15 protein-coding genes are annotated in these 16040 nt (G+C 49.9%); 8 read left to right on the top strand and 7 right to left on the bottom strand.

Annotated elements, in window-relative coordinates; translation table 11 throughout:
• Window positions 1–33: 33 nt before the first annotated feature.
• Together EL216_RS06725 and EL216_RS06720 are read right to left on the bottom strand one after the other, a co-directional pair.
• Window positions 34–1308, bottom strand: coding sequence for a YadA family autotransporter adhesin (locus EL216_RS06725; RefSeq protein WP_085390008.1), 1275 nt, complete (start codon window positions 1306–1308; stop codon window positions 34–36).
• A gap of 474 nt (window positions 1309–1782) precedes the next feature.
• Window positions 1783–2445: a histidine phosphatase family protein gene (locus EL216_RS06720; protein ID WP_085390009.1), complete on the bottom strand. Its 663-nt coding sequence runs from the start codon at window positions 2443–2445 to the stop codon at window positions 1783–1785.
• Between the two features lie 244 nt (window positions 2446–2689).
• On the opposite strand from EL216_RS06720, the gene EL216_RS06715 reads away from it, so the two are divergent.
• Window positions 2690–3706 carry a quinone-dependent dihydroorotate dehydrogenase gene (locus tag EL216_RS06715; RefSeq protein WP_085390010.1) on the top strand — a complete coding sequence of 339 codons (1017 nt, stop codon included), beginning with the start codon at window positions 2690–2692 and terminating at the stop codon, window positions 3704–3706.
• Between the two features lie 248 nt (window positions 3707–3954).
• Here the strand turns inward: EL216_RS06715 and EL216_RS06710 are convergent, their stop codons facing one another.
• From EL216_RS06710 to EL216_RS06695, 4 genes are all read right to left on the bottom strand, one after another.
• Window positions 3955–4095, bottom strand: coding sequence for a PepSY domain-containing protein (locus tag EL216_RS06710; protein WP_232005285.1), 141 nt, complete (start codon window positions 4093–4095; stop codon window positions 3955–3957).
• Between the two features lie 504 nt (window positions 4096–4599).
• Window positions 4600–6069, bottom strand: coding sequence for a pyruvate kinase (pyk, locus tag EL216_RS06705; protein WP_085390012.1), 1470 nt, complete (start codon window positions 6067–6069; stop codon window positions 4600–4602).
• A 267-nt stretch (window positions 6070–6336) separates the two neighbouring features.
• The gene (locus EL216_RS06700) at window positions 6337–7608 is read right to left on the bottom strand and encodes an alpha/beta hydrolase-fold protein (protein WP_085390013.1); all 1272 of its coding nucleotides are present in this window, start codon (window positions 7606–7608) and stop codon (window positions 6337–6339) included.
• 201 nt (window positions 7609–7809) lie between these two features.
• Window positions 7810–8049: a TM2 domain-containing protein gene (locus EL216_RS06695; protein ID WP_085390014.1), complete on the bottom strand. Its 240-nt coding sequence runs from the start codon at window positions 8047–8049 to the stop codon at window positions 7810–7812.
• Between the two features lie 198 nt (window positions 8050–8247).
• Here EL216_RS06695 and apbC point away from each other — a divergent pair, with 198 nt between their 5' ends.
• The 6 genes from apbC to rnhB all read left to right on the top strand — a co-directional run bounded on the left by apbC (window position 8248) and on the right by rnhB (window position 13644).
• A complete protein-coding gene (apbC, locus tag EL216_RS06690; RefSeq protein ID WP_085390015.1) occupies window positions 8248–9327 on the top strand; it encodes an iron-sulfur cluster carrier protein ApbC in 1080 nt (359 codons plus the stop codon).
• Window positions 9328–9662: 335 nt separating this feature from the next.
• The gene (locus EL216_RS06685; protein WP_085390016.1) at window positions 9663–10235 is read left to right on the top strand and encodes a TMEM165/GDT1 family protein; all 573 of its coding nucleotides are present in this window, start codon (window positions 9663–9665) and stop codon (window positions 10233–10235) included.
• Between the two features lie 18 nt (window positions 10236–10253).
• A complete protein-coding gene (locus EL216_RS06680; RefSeq protein ID WP_085390017.1) occupies window positions 10254–10910 on the top strand; it encodes a TIGR01621 family pseudouridine synthase in 657 nt (218 codons plus the stop codon).
• 71 nt (window positions 10911–10981) lie between these two features.
• On the top strand, window positions 10982–11572 hold the full coding sequence (locus EL216_RS06675; protein ID WP_085390018.1) for a hypothetical protein: 591 nt from the start codon (window positions 10982–10984) through the stop codon (window positions 11570–11572).
• 240 nt (window positions 11573–11812) lie between these two features.
• The gene (gene lpxB, locus EL216_RS06670; protein WP_085390019.1) at window positions 11813–12991 is read left to right on the top strand and encodes a lipid-A-disaccharide synthase; all 1179 of its coding nucleotides are present in this window, start codon (window positions 11813–11815) and stop codon (window positions 12989–12991) included.
• 62 nt (window positions 12992–13053) lie between these two features.
• Window positions 13054–13644: a ribonuclease HII gene (rnhB, locus tag EL216_RS06665; RefSeq protein WP_085390020.1), complete on the top strand. Its 591-nt coding sequence runs from the start codon at window positions 13054–13056 to the stop codon at window positions 13642–13644.
• Window positions 13645–14027: 383 nt separating this feature from the next.
• Here rnhB and alr read toward each other — a convergent pair whose 3' ends face one another.
• Window positions 14028–15317: an alanine racemase gene (gene alr, locus EL216_RS06660; RefSeq protein ID WP_085390021.1), complete on the bottom strand. Its 1290-nt coding sequence runs from the start codon at window positions 15315–15317 to the stop codon at window positions 14028–14030.
• 267 nt (window positions 15318–15584) lie between these two features.
• Between alr and EL216_RS06655 the strand changes: the two genes are divergently transcribed.
• Window positions 15585–15914, top strand: coding sequence for a hypothetical protein (locus EL216_RS06655; protein WP_085390022.1), 330 nt, complete (start codon window positions 15585–15587; stop codon window positions 15912–15914).
• Window positions 15915–16040 lie beyond the last annotated feature (126 nt).

The following is a 16040-nucleotide window of genomic DNA, read 5'->3' as shown; positions in this document are numbered from 1 at the left end:
CCGTCCGCTTTTCAGACGGCCTGATTCGGTTTTTTACCACTGGTAGCCTATGCTGCCACCCCAGTTAAGGTCTTTGCGGGTATTCACACCAACACCCAATTTAGTTGACCATTTATTGTTGTCAGAATTGGTTGCATAACCGATAGCCAAAGCTTGTTGGTTTTTATAACCGCCAACTGCGGCAGATACCAGACTTTTACCTGCTTCGTTGGGGCGTTGCAGGAAGCTGATTGCAGTGGCTCCGGCGATACCGGCACGAAGATCTTTATCTATATCGCCGATGCGGTTGTTTTGGTTTTGAAGAACACTGTAAAGCTGGCTACCGTTGATTGCATCTGTACTGTCGGCAGTAATGCGGCCGGCTGCTACGTTAGTAAGTGTACGTTCGAGCCCAGGAGCACCAACACTTACTGTACCAATGGGATTGCTGCCGGCAAAACCGCCGTAACTTACACCGCCCACAGTAGCACTGTTGGTTCCAACTACTGGAGCCGTAACAGAGTTACTACCCAAGGCAACGGAGAAGTTGTCTTTGGCATTTGCACCGACACCGATTGCTACTGAGTCGGCACCGCTCGCTTGTGCACTGGTTCCGTTGGCAATACTGTTCGCGGCAGTTGCTTTAGCACCGCGACCGACGGCAATCGAATTAGATGCGCTGGCAGAAGCATTATTACCTTGGGCAATGGAACCCAAGCCGATTGCTTTAGCACCTGCACCGATACCTACGGAAGCAATACCGTTGGCTTCTGCTCGGGTACCGAAAGCGATAGAAGAGTGGGCCGAGGCTTTGGCACCGCTGCCTATCGCGGTACTATGGGTACCAGAAGCAGTAGCATTCGCGCCGAAGCTATTGGCAGATTCTGCCAGTGATTTCGCATTGGTGCCTATAGCAGTGCTTTGACCGCCTTTTGCATGTGATTGGCGGCCGAGTGCGGTTGTAGCGTTACCTTCGGCTTTAGCTTGATGGCCTATTGCGGTAGCTTCCTTCCCTTCAGTTTTTGCGCTGGAACCGACACTCACTGAAGCGTCTGCGGGAGTGCCGTCTTTACTGGGATTATTTGACGAGTTGACACCAATAGACACAGAACCGATACCGGTTGAAGTGGAATTCGCTCCGATTGCAATGGCATTCAGACCGGTTGCGCCATCACTGGCTTTATTGCCTGCAATACTACTTTTGATACTTACATAACTAGCGGTCGCAGCTTGTGTGTACGGAGCAAAGGCCAACAAACCTGCAGCAACGGAAATGGCTAGTAAATTAGGCTTTAAATTATTTTGAACAACTTTATTTTTGCGGTTCATGACTATCTCCCAAACAAGTATCAAAGCTAACCTTAATTCTGCTTTCTGCTGCGTAACTATTTCCCGCAGTCTGTTGGGCAGGTTATGCTTGATACAGTTGTAAATTAATTAAACATTTGGAACCCGGTAAAGCAGCTCCCACAAATTAAGGCCTATTTAGCACGGCCTGTTTTGTGCAGCATTAACAACATAATATAGCTTTACAGAATTTTGTCCAAAGTAAAATTGAACAGGTGGAGTGTTGGATTAAGGGACATTTTAGATAATTGGGGAAATGTGAATTTATAGGTATAGTAAATCAAGTTATATTTTTTAATTTTGTTATTTACTTTTTTCAAACTATATGAAAATAAAAATTTACATATTTTAAATATAGAAAATAAAAATCATGCAAAAATTAATAAAAAAAGGTAGGCTAAGTATTTTTTGTGTTAAATACTCAAATCTTAGAATGGTAATATTAAATTTGTTTAATTATGAATAATGCATATTGAGAGATATAATATGCCATTTCCCATTATGAAAGTCTAGCCTTAAAACTGTTGTATTTTGTACACTTTGGTAAAGTGTGGCGGTCGGATTTATACTTTTCAGCAATGTATTAATAGCCATGCCGTGCGATACCATAAGTACCCGTTCATTTCTATGCGAATGAAATAAAATCTTTTCCATTCCTCGTTTCAAACGCCGGATAAATGCCTCTTCTGTTTCTGCCAAACCCAGAGGATCAAGCTCGCTAACGCTTTCTGCCAACATGTTGTAGCTTCCGTGCCGGTATTGTTCCAACCAGGTGTCTACATCAGGCAAACCTCGGTGTTCTGCAATGGTTTCATGGACTTTTCGTGCAAATTCGCCTTCAAAACCGCCGAAACAATATTCACGCAGCTCTTCGATAGTATTTAAGGGCAGGTTTTCCTGTCCTTTGGCTGACAAAATAATACGGGCGGTTTCGACAGCACGGGGGCTGGTACTGCTGAAGGCGGCATCAAAATCTACCTTGCCGCTCAGAGCGTGCCCGAGTTGTGCGGCAGCTTCCTTGCCTTCTGCGGTGAGAGGTGAATCACTCCAACCTTGAAGACGACCTAAGGTGTTGAATACGGTTTTGCTGTGGCGGACAAGATAAAGCTGTACGGTCATAGAGAAGTCCTGATATTCGGAAAGTCGGGTAAATTTAAACCGATGGAGGCCGTCTGAAAAGATAAAAATGCAAAGAAATAATTTTAACTCAAGTGATAGATGTAATATGATGTTGTTTTTGCCAAGAGTTAAAATGTTGCCAGTAATGTTTGATTTAGCGCAAACTCAAGGCTAACTGTCACCTAACTTTTACCATTGAGGTAAAATAGTAATCCACAAAAAAATCTAAAACGGCTTAATCACTATGTATTCTTTTCTCCGTCCTTTTTTATTTAAAACTGATCCTGAAAAAGCCCATAATTTTGCGCTTTCAGGCTTAAACAGTGCCTATAAACTCGGATTGTTACCCAAGGTCAGCCACCAAACTTGTCCCGTAAATTTGATGGGGCTTGATTTGCCCAACCCTGTGGGATTGGCGGCCGGTATGGATAAAAACGCTGAATATATCGATGCCTTAGCTGCATTAGGGTTCGGCTTTATCGAAGTGGGCACAGTAACACCGCGTCCTCAGCACGGTAATCCTCAGCCTCGTTTGTTCCGTATACCGGAGCATCAGGCAGTTATTAACCGTATGGGGTTTAATAACCATGGTATTGATGCTGTGGTTAAAAATATTCGAAACAGCCGTTACAGCGGCGTGCTCGGCATCAATATCGGTAAAAATGCCGATACCCCTATAGAGAAAGCGGTGGAAGATTATCTGATCTGCTTGGAAAAAGCTTATGCTTATGCAGGCTACATCACGGTAAATATTTCTTCCCCCAACACTAAAAATCTGCGTGCGTTGCAGGGTAGCGACGAATTGAGTGCACTGCTTTATGCGTTGAAAAACAAACAAGCGCGTCTTGCGGCCATTCACCGTCGTTATGTGCCGTTGGCAGTAAAAATCGCTCCGGATTTGGATGAAGCACAAATTGCCGATATTGCACACGTGGCGCTACAAACCGAAATGGACGGTATTGTTGCCACTAATACGACGATAGATAAAGCTGCACTCGGCAACCATACGCTTGCAGGAGAACAGGGCGGTTTAAGCGGCCTGCCTGTACGTGAGAAAAGTAACCGGGTATTGAAACTCTTGGTCGAGCACCTTGAAGGTAAACTGCCTGTAATCGGAGTGGGCGGCATTATGAGCGGCGAAGATGCGGTCGAGAAGATGCAGTTAGGCGCGGCGGCCGTTCAGGTTTATAGCGGCATGATATATACCGGGCCTCAGCTGGTGAAAGAGTGTATTCGCGCTTGCTGTGCTGCAAAAGGATAACGGATATTTTTTTAATGATATTCGTGCGACTGCTATGTTCAAACTGATTTGGGCATAGCAGTTGTGTGTGTTTGAAGTTCAAGCGTTTAATCTTGTTATGGTTTGCCTGTGCTTGCATTGCTCCTGCATTCATAGAGCTTTTACAAAGGTTGGAGGCCGTCTGAAAAATATGATGGGGTTGCTGTTTGGGTCTGCCAAAGTAACGGCTTGAAAAATTATGGATTCAAGCCGTTGTAAAGCAGATAGGATTAATAATCAATGCGCGAAGACAAGATTTTGCCGTTGCGGGCATCGATAACGACATCATATTCTCTGCCGTCTTTGGTAATCAAATCGACATCGTAATGTGCGCCGCGGTAACGGTTCATGTCGAAATCAACTTCTTTGATGTAGGCATTGGGAAATTTTTTTAACGCAGCTTTGGCTGCGGCATCATGGGTAATCTATTTGCCCGGGTTTTGATGCAGGTAATAGTCATCGTCGGCCATGACGGGCGGGGCGGCAACTACGAAAACGGAAGCCAGCAGGACGGCGATGGTTTTATTCAGGTTTAACATAACGGTATCCTTTTTAAGCCATTTAAAACAAGAAATCTCTGTCCCGATGTTTTATTGTATGTCGGTACCATTAGCTAAAAATTAGCCCGCTATGGCAAATAAAATTAACTCGCAGCGTCTTAGCTTGAAGGGAACGGTTTTATAAGCCGCCGAAGTGGTACGGCATCGGTTCCGCGTTGCTTATACTGTCTGCGGCTTGCCGCCTTATATTAGAAATAATTTTATTTGCCATACCAAAACGGACGAAGTGTTTCAGACGGCCTGAGGCTAAAGTAATCCGCAAGATCAAATGAAAAAAGCAGACCGATACCGGTCTGCTTTTACTTTTTCCAAAGATTAGCGTACAACAAATACTTGCAACATATTGGTCGAACCGGTTTCGCGCATACGCGAACCGCTGGTAATGATGTATTTATCACCGCTGGAGAGCACTTTGCGCTCGACCAGCATGGCTTCCACTTCGTCCAAAGCAGTATCGTGATCGGTGCTGGTGGCGAGCCTCAGCGGGCGCACGCCGCGATACATGGCCATGCGGCGTTGGGCGGAAATGCTTGGCGTGAGCGCGTAAATCGGCAGTTGAATGCTGTGGCGGCTGATTTCGAAGGCAGTGGAACCACTCTCCGTTAAGGCCACAATCGCCTCTGCATTAACGGCACGGGCTACATTGACTGCACCGCCGGCAATCGCTAGATTGATGCCGACCGCTTCTTCATTGTGTTCTTCGCTGACACCGTTGAGCGAGTCTTGTTCGGCTTCGGCGGCGGCGCAGATAATCGCCATTTGGCGCACGGTTTCAAACGGATATGCACCTACGGCGGTTTCGGCGGAGCACATTACCGCATCGGTACCGTCAAGTACCGCATTGGCCACGTCGCTCACTTCGGCGCGGGTCGGCACGGGATTGGTAATCATGCTTTCCATCATTTGGGTGGCGGTGATGCTGAAACGGCGCAGCTCGCGGGCGCGGCGTATCATGCGTTTTTGCAGGGCTGGTACGGCGGCATTGCCGACTTCCACCGCCAAATCACCGCGGGCAACCATGATGCCGTCTGAAGCCAGAATGATTTCGTCCAAATTGGTAATGGCTTCCACACGTTCGATTTTAGCCACCAAACCGGGGCGGACGGCATCGCTGCCTTTCATTTCTTGCTCGACCAACTCACGGGCAATTTTCATGTCTTCGGCGGATTTTACAAAACTGACGGCCAAATAATCGCAACCGATACCGACGGCGGTTTTCAGATCGCGGAAGTCTTTTTCGGTCAGTGCGCCGGCAGACAGGCCGCCGCCTTGTTTGTTGATGCCTTTATTGCTTTTCAGTACATGGCTGTTTTGGACAGTGGTCAGGATTTCGCTGCCGTTGACGCTGTCGACAATCAGGGTCAGCAAGCCGTCGTCAAGCAGTAGGATGTCGCCCGCTTTCACATCGTTGGGTAAATCGCGGTAGTCAAGGCCGACGCGCTCGCGGTTGCCTTCACCTTCCAGTGCGGCATCCAAAAGCAGTTTTTCGCCCGCTTCCAGTTCGATGCTGCCGCCTTCGAGTTTGCCCACGCGGATTTTCGGGCCTTGCAGGTCGGCCATAATCGCCACTTCGCGGCCGGCGCGTTGGGAGGCTTCGCGTACGATACGGGCGTTTTCTTGATGGAATTCGGCGGTGCCGTGGCTGAAGTTGAAGCGTACTACATTCAGGCCGCCGATACGGATCATATCTTCAAGCAGTTGGACATTATTACTGCCGGGGCCGAGTGTGGCGACAATTTTGGTATTGTGTCTGATGCGGGTTAAATCGCGTTTTGGCGTGCTCATCGACATTGTCCTTTCATTAGAACTGGAATTGGGTTTGTTGCGGAATTGTAACTCGAATTGTTTTTATATGTTGGAAAATTACAGGTTTTTATGATTTAGGCTAAACATTTAGATAATTTTTATAGAAGACAGTGTTTGTATTGTGGGAAAGATAACAATGATATTTGGATTAATTTTTTGAAAGAAAGGGAATATTTTCCGTTTCTATATAAGAAAGGCCGTCTGAAATATGGAGTAGTAATATTTCAGACGACCTTGGGAACGCCGTTATTTATATTGTTCAAACAGCCAATCACGGATGTTTGCAATACCGTAGGCAATGCGCCATGTGTTCATATGGTTTGCGTAGGAATCGCCATTCTGGCCTTCGGGTGCGGGTGCGCCTTGTCGCAAAGCAACGTAGCGGATATCAGCATCTTGGGCGTGCATGGCTTTGGCCGCAGCATTGAGTTCGACGGGGGTGGCAAAACCACTCCATGTCGCGCGGGCTACTTTTGCACCGTGGTTTTCCAAATTTGCGGTAACGGCACTCATACCCGGGTGGGCTTTTTCATCGCTTTCGGCAACGGTAATCCACATTTTGTGATTAAGCGGCGGTATAACCGGTGCGGCATCCCATTTTCCGGCCACAAGGTAAGAGGCGGCAAACAAATCGGGATATTTGATGTTCATCACCATAGCCAGCGTAGCGCCGTCGGATTGGCCGGTAACGTAACGTCGGGCGGGGTTGATGCGGTATTCGGTTTCCAGATGTTTAATCAGGTTGGCAATAGCTGCAGGAATAAGGGCGGTTTGGTGCCGAACGTTGGCAACGGAATAGTCGAATTGCGGTGCCAATACGAAAGCGGAGTGTTTTTCCTGCTCTTCGGGAGAAGCCCATACCACAGCTCCCAAACCCTGCCGTAAAGCCGTTTGCGTGTCGCTGCCGTTTACGCCTGCATCGTGGAGGAACAGCACTAATGGGTAGGTTTTTTGCGGATTATAGTTTTTCGGCACAAACAGGTTGTATTTGACGGTAATGCCGGTCTGCGGATCGGTAAAGCCGTATTGTCGGAAATCATCGACAATACGGTTGATGACTTGGCTGCTTCGGACGGCATTGTCGGCGGCTGCCAAAGTACGGCCGTGTACGGTGGTGATCGTGCCTTTCTGCATCACGTTCAATACGGGCTTGCGGCGGATGATGTCCCGTCCTTCGCGTCCGAAAGCCACGGCATCTTCGTCGGCGGGAGAAAGCTCGATAACGACATATTCACCGTTGTTTTTAGGTTGTCCGGTTTCGGTGGTGTCGCTGGCATAAACATGGGTAACGGTGCGCCCCGAAACGCTGTAATCGTTTGTGCTCAACGAAGCGCCGTTGATGGGCGTATCGTATTGTATGATGGCGGAGGTGATTTTCTGGCCGTCGCCGAATACTTCGGTTACGGCGGTGATATTGCGGATATGGCGGTTGCTGTCGGCCGACGGCAGCAGGCTTTGGCAGGCCGATAGTGAGGCAGTTAAGCTTGCGGCGGCTAAAACAGTAATGATTTTTTTCATGGGTTCCTGCTTTCGGTGGAAAGGAATAACAGTAAGGTTTATGCAATTGATATAATATACCGTTCGTGAAAATACTGTCCTTAAAGAAAGTCGGAGCGGCGGTATAGATGAATAAGCGTTGCTATTTATGGCAAGAGGCCGTCTGAAATGTTTCAGACGGCCTCTTTGAAAAGGAAACCGATAAACGGCATTTTGATTGTCCTAAACCACGATGGCTCCCAAAGAATCGGTGGGTTTGAAGGCAGCCAAAACGCCTTCGATAATACCCACCACAGTGGGAATGAATGTCCAGCTGAACAGAAAATACAGAATGCCCATCCCAACCCGACCGGCACAGAATTTGTGTACGCCGAACGTACCGAACAGCAGAGCCATCGCTACATACAGGGCTTTGTTGCAAGTGTGCGGGTAAGACGCGGCATAAGAAACGGGTACTTGCATGGGTTTTCCTTTTGAATGTGAAAATATTACGGCTTTTTAAATGGCGTTGGCCGTCTTAAATTAAAGTAGGCGTTGAGTAAAAACAGGCAAACCGTAGGTTGATATGCGGCTTTCAAGTGGGTGCGGCAGTTTTTTCAGACGGCCTCTCCTCCGTTTTGTTATAGAATACCGCCACACACGATTGAGAGATTCAGCTTTATGAACATTTCAGCCATACAAGCCGCACTCGATGCGGTGTTTGTTCCCCAAAGCAGCCGCACGCTCGGCGGTGAAAAAGCCGTTAAATCAGTAGAAGAACATTCAGACGGCCTGCATATCGGATTGCAGTTCGGCTATCCCGTCAGCCACATCAGACAAGAGCTGGGCCAACGCATTCAGACGGCTTTAAACGGACTTGCCGGCGATATGGCGGTGCATCTGAGCATAGACGTGCTTATCGACACCCATAGAGTGCAGCCCGGCGTTTCCACCATCAAAGGCGTAAAAAACATCATTGCCGTTGCATCGGGTAAAGGCGGTGTGGGTAAATCGACCACCACTGCCAATCTGGCAGTGGCCATGTCGCGTATGGGTGCACGTGTAGGAGTGTTGGACGCAGACCTCTACGGCCCCAGCCAGCCGACCATGCTCGGCGTGGCTGACGGTAAGCCCGATCAGAAAAATAAGAAGCTGATACCCGTTACGGCCGAAAGTGGTGTGCAGGTAATGTCTATCGGTTTTTTGGTGGATACCGACCAAGCCGTTGTCTGGCGCGGCCCGATGTTGAGCCAAGCCTTGCAGCAGTTGCTGTTCCAAAGTGAATGGGACGATGTGGACTACCTCTTTATTGATCTGCCTCCGGGCACCGGCGACATACAGCTTACCTTATCGCAGAAAATCCCCGTTACCGGTTCGGTAGTGGTTACTACGCCGCAAGATATTGCCCTGATTGATGCCCGCAAGGCGGTGGATATGTTCCAAAAAGTGAATATCCCGATTTTCGGTGTGTTGGAAAACATGTCGGTACATATCTGCTCGAAATGCGGCCACGCCGAAGCTATTTTCGGCAGTGACGGCGGCAAAAATCTGGCGGAAAAACTCGGCGTGCCGCTGCTCGGCCAGCTGCCTTTGAGCCTGCCCGTACGCGAAGCCATGGATAAAGGCACGGCGGAGCAGTTGCAGGCGGGTAACCCGGCCGTTGCCGAAATTTATGCTCGGGCTGCATGGCAGATTGCCCAAGCCGTTGCAGACAAAGGAAAAGATTTCAGCAGCCGCTTTCCGAAAATCGTGGTCGAATAAAATATCCCTCGCAGCATAATGCACAATCGGAATCCTTTCCCAACGGATTCCGATTGTTTGATTTTGATCCGCCCAATGCCGGTTTTACACTTGCAAATTGCCCTTTTCATAGAATTTCAAAACAGTTCACGATATAATTCCCGTTCGCTCTTAAGGGAGTAGCCATTCGGCCTGTTTCATGCAGGCCGGAGCTGTTGTCAACATAATTGCCTGCGGGCATGGCAACGGCATCTTCTGCGCAAGCCGGAGACAGGCAAGACTTAAGGCACGTTAGCCGTCGTTTGGGCGCGGCTGCCGTGCTTTTTTAGTCTGCCCATAACGGTTTGAATGTCTAGATGGAAGCTTTATTTTCTTCAACGATAGGTGTGTCTATTGCCGAAATTGGCGATAAAACCCAATTGCTCGCTTTGTTTCTTGCCGCCCGGTTTGCCCAAAAAAACGCTATTGTGGCCGGTATGTTTGTCGCTACTTTGTTAAACCATTTGATTTCCTCCGTAATCGGTGTGTGGTTGGCGCATCTTATTTCGCCAGACATGATGAAGTGGGGCGTGGGAGTAAGCTTTATCGTCATCGGTTTATGGGTGCTTTTACCCGATAAAGGCGGCAATCCCGACAGCCGTTGGTTGAAATACGGTGCATTCGGTGCCGCATTGACGCTGTTTTTCTTGGCCGAAATCGGCGATAAAACCCAAATCGCCACAGTGCTGCTAGCGGCAAAATACCAAGAAATGTTTTGGGTGTTGAGCGGCAGTGTGTTGGGCATGTTGCTGGTTAACGTGCCGGTGCTTTATCTGGGTGAAATGCTGTTGAAGAAAATTCCAGCCAAAGCCATGCGTATTTCGGCATGCGTGCTGTTTTGTTTTTTGGGTATGCTTACTGTGATAGGGCAGGGTATCTTATTAAGTTAGGTTGGGGCCGTCTGAAAAATGTTGGACATTTTATTTCGACATCATGATTTTGTGGCCGTGAACAAGCCCCAAGGGCTTTGTGTACAAGGCGGAGACGGTTCAGACGGCCTCACAAGTATGCTGGCAACGCAACTCAACTTGCCGCGCGTATGGTTGGTGCACCGTTTGGACAAACCCACCAGCGGCGTACTGTTGTTGGCTCTGAATGAGAAGGCTGCTTCCATGTTGGCGCAACAGTTTGCCGCCAAAACCATGCGTAAAACCTATATTGCTTTAAGCGACCGCAAGCCGTTGAAAAAACAAGGCTGGGTAAAAGGCGGCATGGAAAAGGCGCGGCGCGGGGCGTGGAAACTCACCCGCAATATGGAAAAACCCGCCGTTACCCGTTTTTACAGCCACAGTATTTCTCCCAACCTGAGGCTGTTTGTGTTGGAACCGCATACCGGTAAAACCCATCAATTAAGAGTGGCGATGAAAAGTTTGGGCAGCCCGATTTGGGGCGACGCGTTATACGGCGGCACGCCTGCCGAACGGTTGTTTTTACATGCTTCAAACCTCTCATTCGACTATGGCGGTACGCACTTTGACATTACCGCACCGCCAGATGAGGTATGGTTGCGAGCCGTGCCGGATTGGGAAGAGTTTGTTCCGCAAAATTGCCGTTTAACCATTTGAACTTATTTTTACAGGCGGTATGGTTATAATTACCGCCCATGTTTTTTTATTAACACCTGAATATTGTCTGAATGAAACTGATTGTTTACTGCCTGATTATGGTTTTCGGCTTCACCGTTTTTTTGCCTGCCCGTGCTGCTACTTATATTTGTAACGACGGCGGCAGAGCCGTGTTTTCGACCGAAAAAATCGGCAGAAACTGCAGGCTCTCGCAGATGAACGGTATCAGCGATACATGGCCTGCCGATGCTTTGGAAGAAAGGCAGCCCATCGACCAAATCGAGCAGATTTGGGAAGTGGAGCAGTTCGGTACTTATGACGACATTAAAATTGTGCCGTCTCAGCGCAACGGCGGCATAACCAATACGATTGATGCCGCTTCTACGCCGGTGGAAATCAAATTGCGCAACCAACCGAGAAAAGGCTCCCGCAAACCGCGCGTACCGGCTCCGGTAGTTACCGAACCGGCCAAACCGAAATTTTCCCGCACGCAGATTCTGCAAAACGAAATCCGCAATGAGCAAACCGCATTGGTGCGCACCCAAGCCCAGTTGAATGTGGCGCGTAAAAAAGGCGAAAAAGAAAAAATTATTCGTTTGGAGCAAGCCGTGCGTGACCGGCAGGCCAATATCCGTGCGATTCAGAACGAGATGAAACGCTAATGCCGATTGCTGTAAATACTGTCAGGCCGTCTGAAAAAGGTTTTCAGACGGTTTTGTTAGGTTTTGCAATAAACACCGTCAAAATAAAGTAAATAACAATTGTTGGAAAACATTAAGTACCCGAATAGAGAGTAGCTGTGTTTGCCCGATAGTTTTCAGACGGCCGTCTAAAATATAACCGCAGCCGTATCCTTTATATTTCGATACAATAATCACCTGCCATAAACCACGCTTTATTTCATGAACCCACCTACTCAACACCACCGCCCCGTTACCATCGCCTTGTGCGTAGGCGAAGCATCGGGCGACCTACTCGGCGCGCACTTGATGGATGCCGTCAAACAGCGTTGCCCGCAGGCGCGTTTTGTCGGCATCGGCGGCCCGCGTATGCTGGCCCGTGGGTTTGAAAGCCTGTACGACCAAGAAAAACTGGCCGTGCGCGGTTTTGCCGAAGTGGTGAAACGGTTACCCGAAATTTTGGGCATCCGCAAAGGGCTGGTGCGCGACATGAAAAACATCCGCCCCGATGTGTTTGTGGGCATAGACGCGCCCGACTTCAACCTCGGCGTGGCGGAAAAACTCAAAAAAGCCGGCATTCCCACCGTGCATTACGTCAGCCCTTCCGTATGGGCTTGGCGGCGCGAGCGGGTCAACACCATTGTCCACCAGACAAACCGCGTGTTGTGCCTGTTTCCGATGGAACCCGCTCTGTATCACGAAGCCGGCGGACAAGCCGAGTTTGTGGGGCATCCGATGGCGCAAACTATGCCGCTGGATGCCGATCAGCAAGCCGCACGCCGGCAAATGAAAATCGATTTGTGGGAAACCGTGTTCTGCTTGATGCCCGGCAGCCGTGTGAGCGAAGTGGACTATATGGCACCGCTGTTTTTTCGTACGGCCAAACTGCTGTTGCAGCGTTATCCGAGCGCACGTTTTCTGTTACCCGTCGCTACCGTCGCCACCCGTTTACGCTTATTGCAGATTCTCGACCAGCCCGAATTCAGAGCTTTGCCGATACAGCTGATGTCCGCCCATGCCGACCTCGCCTGCACCGCCGCCGATGTGGTGCTGGTAACCAGCGGCACGGCTACGCTGGAGGTGGCTTTGTGCAAACGGCCGATGGTTGTCAGCTATAAAATTTCGCCATTGACCTATGCTTATGTGAAGCGCAAAATCAAAGTGCCGCATGTCGGTTTGCCCAATATCCTGCTGGGCAAAGGAGCCGTGCCGGAGCTGCTGCAACATGATGCCAAGCCGCAAAGGCTTGCAGCTGCCGTGGCCGAATGGTATGAGTCGCCGCAAGACGTAGCCGCATTGCAGAAAGATTTTCATAATCTGCATCTGCTGTTGAAGAAAGATACTGCGGCATTGGCGGCAAAGGCCGTGCTGGCGGAAGCAGGTGTCCATATAGCGGAGTAAAATATTTTCAGACGGCCTCTCGATAACAAGAGGCCGTCTGAAAAACAGGAGCCACATAAGAAATGACTACTTCCTTTACTGCCGGAGTAGACGAAGCAGGGCGCGGGCCGTTGGTGGGCAGCGTGTTTGCCGCCGCCGTGATTCTGCCGCCCGATTACCATCTGCCGGGCTTGACCGATTCTAAAAAGCTCACTGAAAAAAAGCGCGACGAGCTGGCCGTGCAAATTAAAGAGCAGGCGGTGGCGTGGAACGTAGCATCGGCGAATGTGGCCGAAATCGCGGAATTGAATATCCTGCATGCCACTATGTTGGCGATGACCCGTGCCGTGCACGGCTTGGCGGTGCCGCCGCAGAAAGTGCTGATAGACGGCAACCGCATTCCGAAAAATCTCGGTATCGAAGCCGAGGCGGTGGTGAAGGGCGACAGCAAAATCATCGAAATCTCCGCCGCTTCGGTGCTGGCCAAAACTGCCCGCGATGCCGAAATGTATGCGTTGGCGGCGCGTTATCCGCAATACGGGTTTGATAAACACAAGGGCTACGGCACGGCGGCACATCTGGCAGCGTTGGCGGAGTTCGGCGTATTGGGCGAACACCGCAAAGACTTTGCGCCGGTGAAGCTGCTGCTGGCACAGGGAAAGTTGTTTGAATAATGCAGGAGGCCGTCTGAAAGTTTTCAGACGGCCTCAATCTTTAGTGAACCGTAGGGTCGGCTTAAAAAACAATGCGAGCCATATTCGGGCTTGACCGGAGTATAACCAGCCGCGATAAAGCAAGTTTATCCTCTATATCCGCCTCAGATTAAACATGTTAAAAAACTTGAGACGGCTGTCTTTGTAAACTTTCAAAATGCAGGATTTAGGAGAAACATGACTGTCATAATTGACAGAGTAATAGGCGATACACATGATTAAGCCCCTTTCACTTGGCTGAGTTAAAGGGGCGTTAAAGTTTGTGAGTTATGCCCTTCGTATGGGGCGTGGTATATAAGGCCGTCTGAACATCTTTTCAGACGGCCTCTTTTCGTTTGTACCGCTTATTTGGCTATCGGGCGGTAATCTTCGGCTCGCGGCATAAACGGCGGCACGGTAACGGATGTAGCGGATTTGGGCAGGCGCGGATTGGACGTGCCCCAGATGGTATACAAGTCGGCCAGCAGCGCGCCGTTGATTTCTTCTATTTCCGCCTGCGTGATTTCACTCTCGCCCTGTTTGCCGAACAAAACCGCTTCGTCTCCGGCGCGGATGTCGGGGAAGTCGGTTACGTCGACCATCGTCGTGTTCATCGACGTTTTGCCGACCACCGGCACTTTATGCCCGCGGATCAGCACATGGCCTTTGTTGGTAAAGGCGCGGCGGTAGCCGTCCGAATAGCCGATGGGCAGGTTGGCGAGCTTGGAATCGCGTTGTAGGGTGAAAGTGCGGTCGTAGCCCACGGTGCTGCCTTTGCCGTAATAGTTTACGGTGGCGACGCGGCTCTTCAGGGCGAAGGTTTTTTTGTATTCGGTGCGTTCGGGAATGGAATCGCCGTAAAGCAAACCGCCCGGGCGCACCATATCCAAACGGGATTCGGGTACGGCCAAGGTGGCAAACGAGTTGGCCGCGTGCAGAATGATGTCGCGGCGTTTGAGTTCGGCGTTGTGCAGCAGCCAGCCGCTTTCTTTATGGAAGGCTTCCAAGCCGCGTTTTACATCGTCGGCATCTTCCACGGCAAAGTGAGTCATGATGCCGACGGTTTGGAGGTTGGGCAGTTTAGTAACGGCTACGGAAGATTCACGGATATCGGGGTCGGTCATATCAAAGCCGTTCCGCCCCATTCCGCCGGAGTTCAGCGCGATATGGATGCGCAGGGTTTTGCCCGCCGCTTGGGCAAGTTCGTTGATGCGGCTGGCTTGGCCGTAGTTGCCGACCAGCTCTTCCATATCGTATTGCATGCCGTGAACGATTTCATCTTCGGTAGCCGCCCGCACCCGCATAATTTGGCCGTTATAACCGTGTTCGCGGATGATGCGGGCTTCTTCGTTGCTGGCGATACCGATGCAGGGAATGCCTGTTTTGATAACAGTCGGCATCAGCAAATCAATGCTGTTGCCGTATGCGTCGGCTTTCATGACGGCACAGATTTGCGATTTGCCGTCGAGTTCTTTTTGTAGGGTGCGGATGTTGTCTTCAAAGGCCTGCACGTCGATTTCCATCCATGCGTTGGCACCGTGGATGCTTATTGCGGCACTGTCGGCAGGAGTGCCCAGCGGCGGGGCGGCATAAAGCGGAGATGCGGCCAGCAGAGCGGTCAGGCAGGCGGCCAACAAGGTTTTTTTCGGGTTCATTTCAGCCTCTCTATGATTTTATTTTGGGTAAAAGCACGATAGGCAGGCGATTATCGTTGTATTGTTTGCCGCACCTGCCGTTATCTTTAACTAAGAGGCGGATATGACGTAAAAATTCCCTGAAAACCGTTGCCTTGCATAAAAAATTGCGCCCGTACGGGCATGCTTCGGCAACGGCGGATTGCACATACCGCCGCAGCAGCAGTACACTTTTGTCAAATACAACAGATACATCCGATATCAGATTGCAATCGAGAGGCCGACATCATGATGAATATCGTCAACCGGCTCCCCGTACCGGTATATCCCATCGACCGTGACCGTGCCGATTACGCGGTTTCTAAAAACAAGCTGCGTGATTATTTTGTACGCAACCCCGAAATGTTCCGGTTGGCAATGGATGCCGCGCGAACCGAGCAAGCCGTGAAAATGGCGGCACATGCCTGCGGTTTGTGGTTTTCGCGCTGGGAAAATCCCGAAAGCGGCAAAGCAGTTATCGTGGTAGCAAACAAGGAAGTGATGCCGTTTCAGAATATGTTCCGACACGCTTTGCAAAGCGAAGCGGTGCAGGCGGCGTTGAAACGGCGCAGCGGATGAGCGGGGAAGCTGTGATGCCGTCTGAAAACAGCATATCTTGATTAACAAAGAATATTGATTACGGTTCTAAGCCGGAATATACGGTGGGGTAATTGAGTTTTGCGGGCACCAAACGTAAAAAACACA

Source organism: Neisseria animaloris (assembly GCF_900637855.1).
GTDB classification, from domain to species: domain Bacteria; phylum Pseudomonadota; class Gammaproteobacteria; order Burkholderiales; family Neisseriaceae; genus Neisseria; species Neisseria animaloris.
This window is presented reverse-complemented; position numbering and strand designations above follow the sequence as displayed.

Excerpts from the sequence above, each read along its gene's own strand:
- EL216_RS06725 (WP_085390008.1), bottom strand. The coding sequence starts at position 1,308 with ATGAACCGCAAAAATAAAGTTGTTCAAAATAATTTAAAGCCTAATTTA.
- EL216_RS06720 (WP_085390009.1), bottom strand. The coding sequence starts at position 2,445 with ATGACCGTACAGCTTTATCTTGTCCGCCACAGCAAAACCGTATTCAAC.
- EL216_RS06715 (WP_085390010.1), top strand. The coding sequence starts at position 2,690 with ATGTATTCTTTTCTCCGTCCTTTTTTATTTAAAACTGATCCTGAAAAA.
- pyk (WP_085390012.1), bottom strand. The coding sequence starts at position 6,069 with ATGAGCACGCCAAAACGCGATTTAACCCGCATCAGACACAATACCAAA.
- EL216_RS06700 (WP_085390013.1), bottom strand. The coding sequence starts at position 7,608 with ATGAAAAAAATCATTACTGTTTTAGCCGCCGCAAGCTTAACTGCCTCA.
- EL216_RS06695 (WP_085390014.1), bottom strand. The coding sequence starts at position 8,049 with ATGCAAGTACCCGTTTCTTATGCCGCGTCTTACCCGCACACTTGCAAC.
- apbC (WP_085390015.1), top strand. The coding sequence starts at position 8,248 with ATGAACATTTCAGCCATACAAGCCGCACTCGATGCGGTGTTTGTTCCC.
- EL216_RS06685 (WP_085390016.1), top strand. The coding sequence starts at position 9,663 with ATGGAAGCTTTATTTTCTTCAACGATAGGTGTGTCTATTGCCGAAATT.
- EL216_RS06680 (WP_085390017.1), top strand. The coding sequence starts at position 10,254 with ATGTTGGACATTTTATTTCGACATCATGATTTTGTGGCCGTGAACAAG.
- EL216_RS06675 (WP_085390018.1), top strand. The coding sequence starts at position 10,982 with ATGAAACTGATTGTTTACTGCCTGATTATGGTTTTCGGCTTCACCGTT.
- lpxB (WP_085390019.1), top strand. The coding sequence starts at position 11,813 with ATGAACCCACCTACTCAACACCACCGCCCCGTTACCATCGCCTTGTGC.
- rnhB (WP_085390020.1), top strand. The coding sequence starts at position 13,054 with ATGACTACTTCCTTTACTGCCGGAGTAGACGAAGCAGGGCGCGGGCCG.
- alr (WP_085390021.1), bottom strand. The coding sequence starts at position 15,317 with ATGAACCCGAAAAAAACCTTGTTGGCCGCCTGCCTGACCGCTCTGCTG.
- EL216_RS06655 (WP_085390022.1), top strand. The coding sequence starts at position 15,585 with ATGATGAATATCGTCAACCGGCTCCCCGTACCGGTATATCCCATCGAC.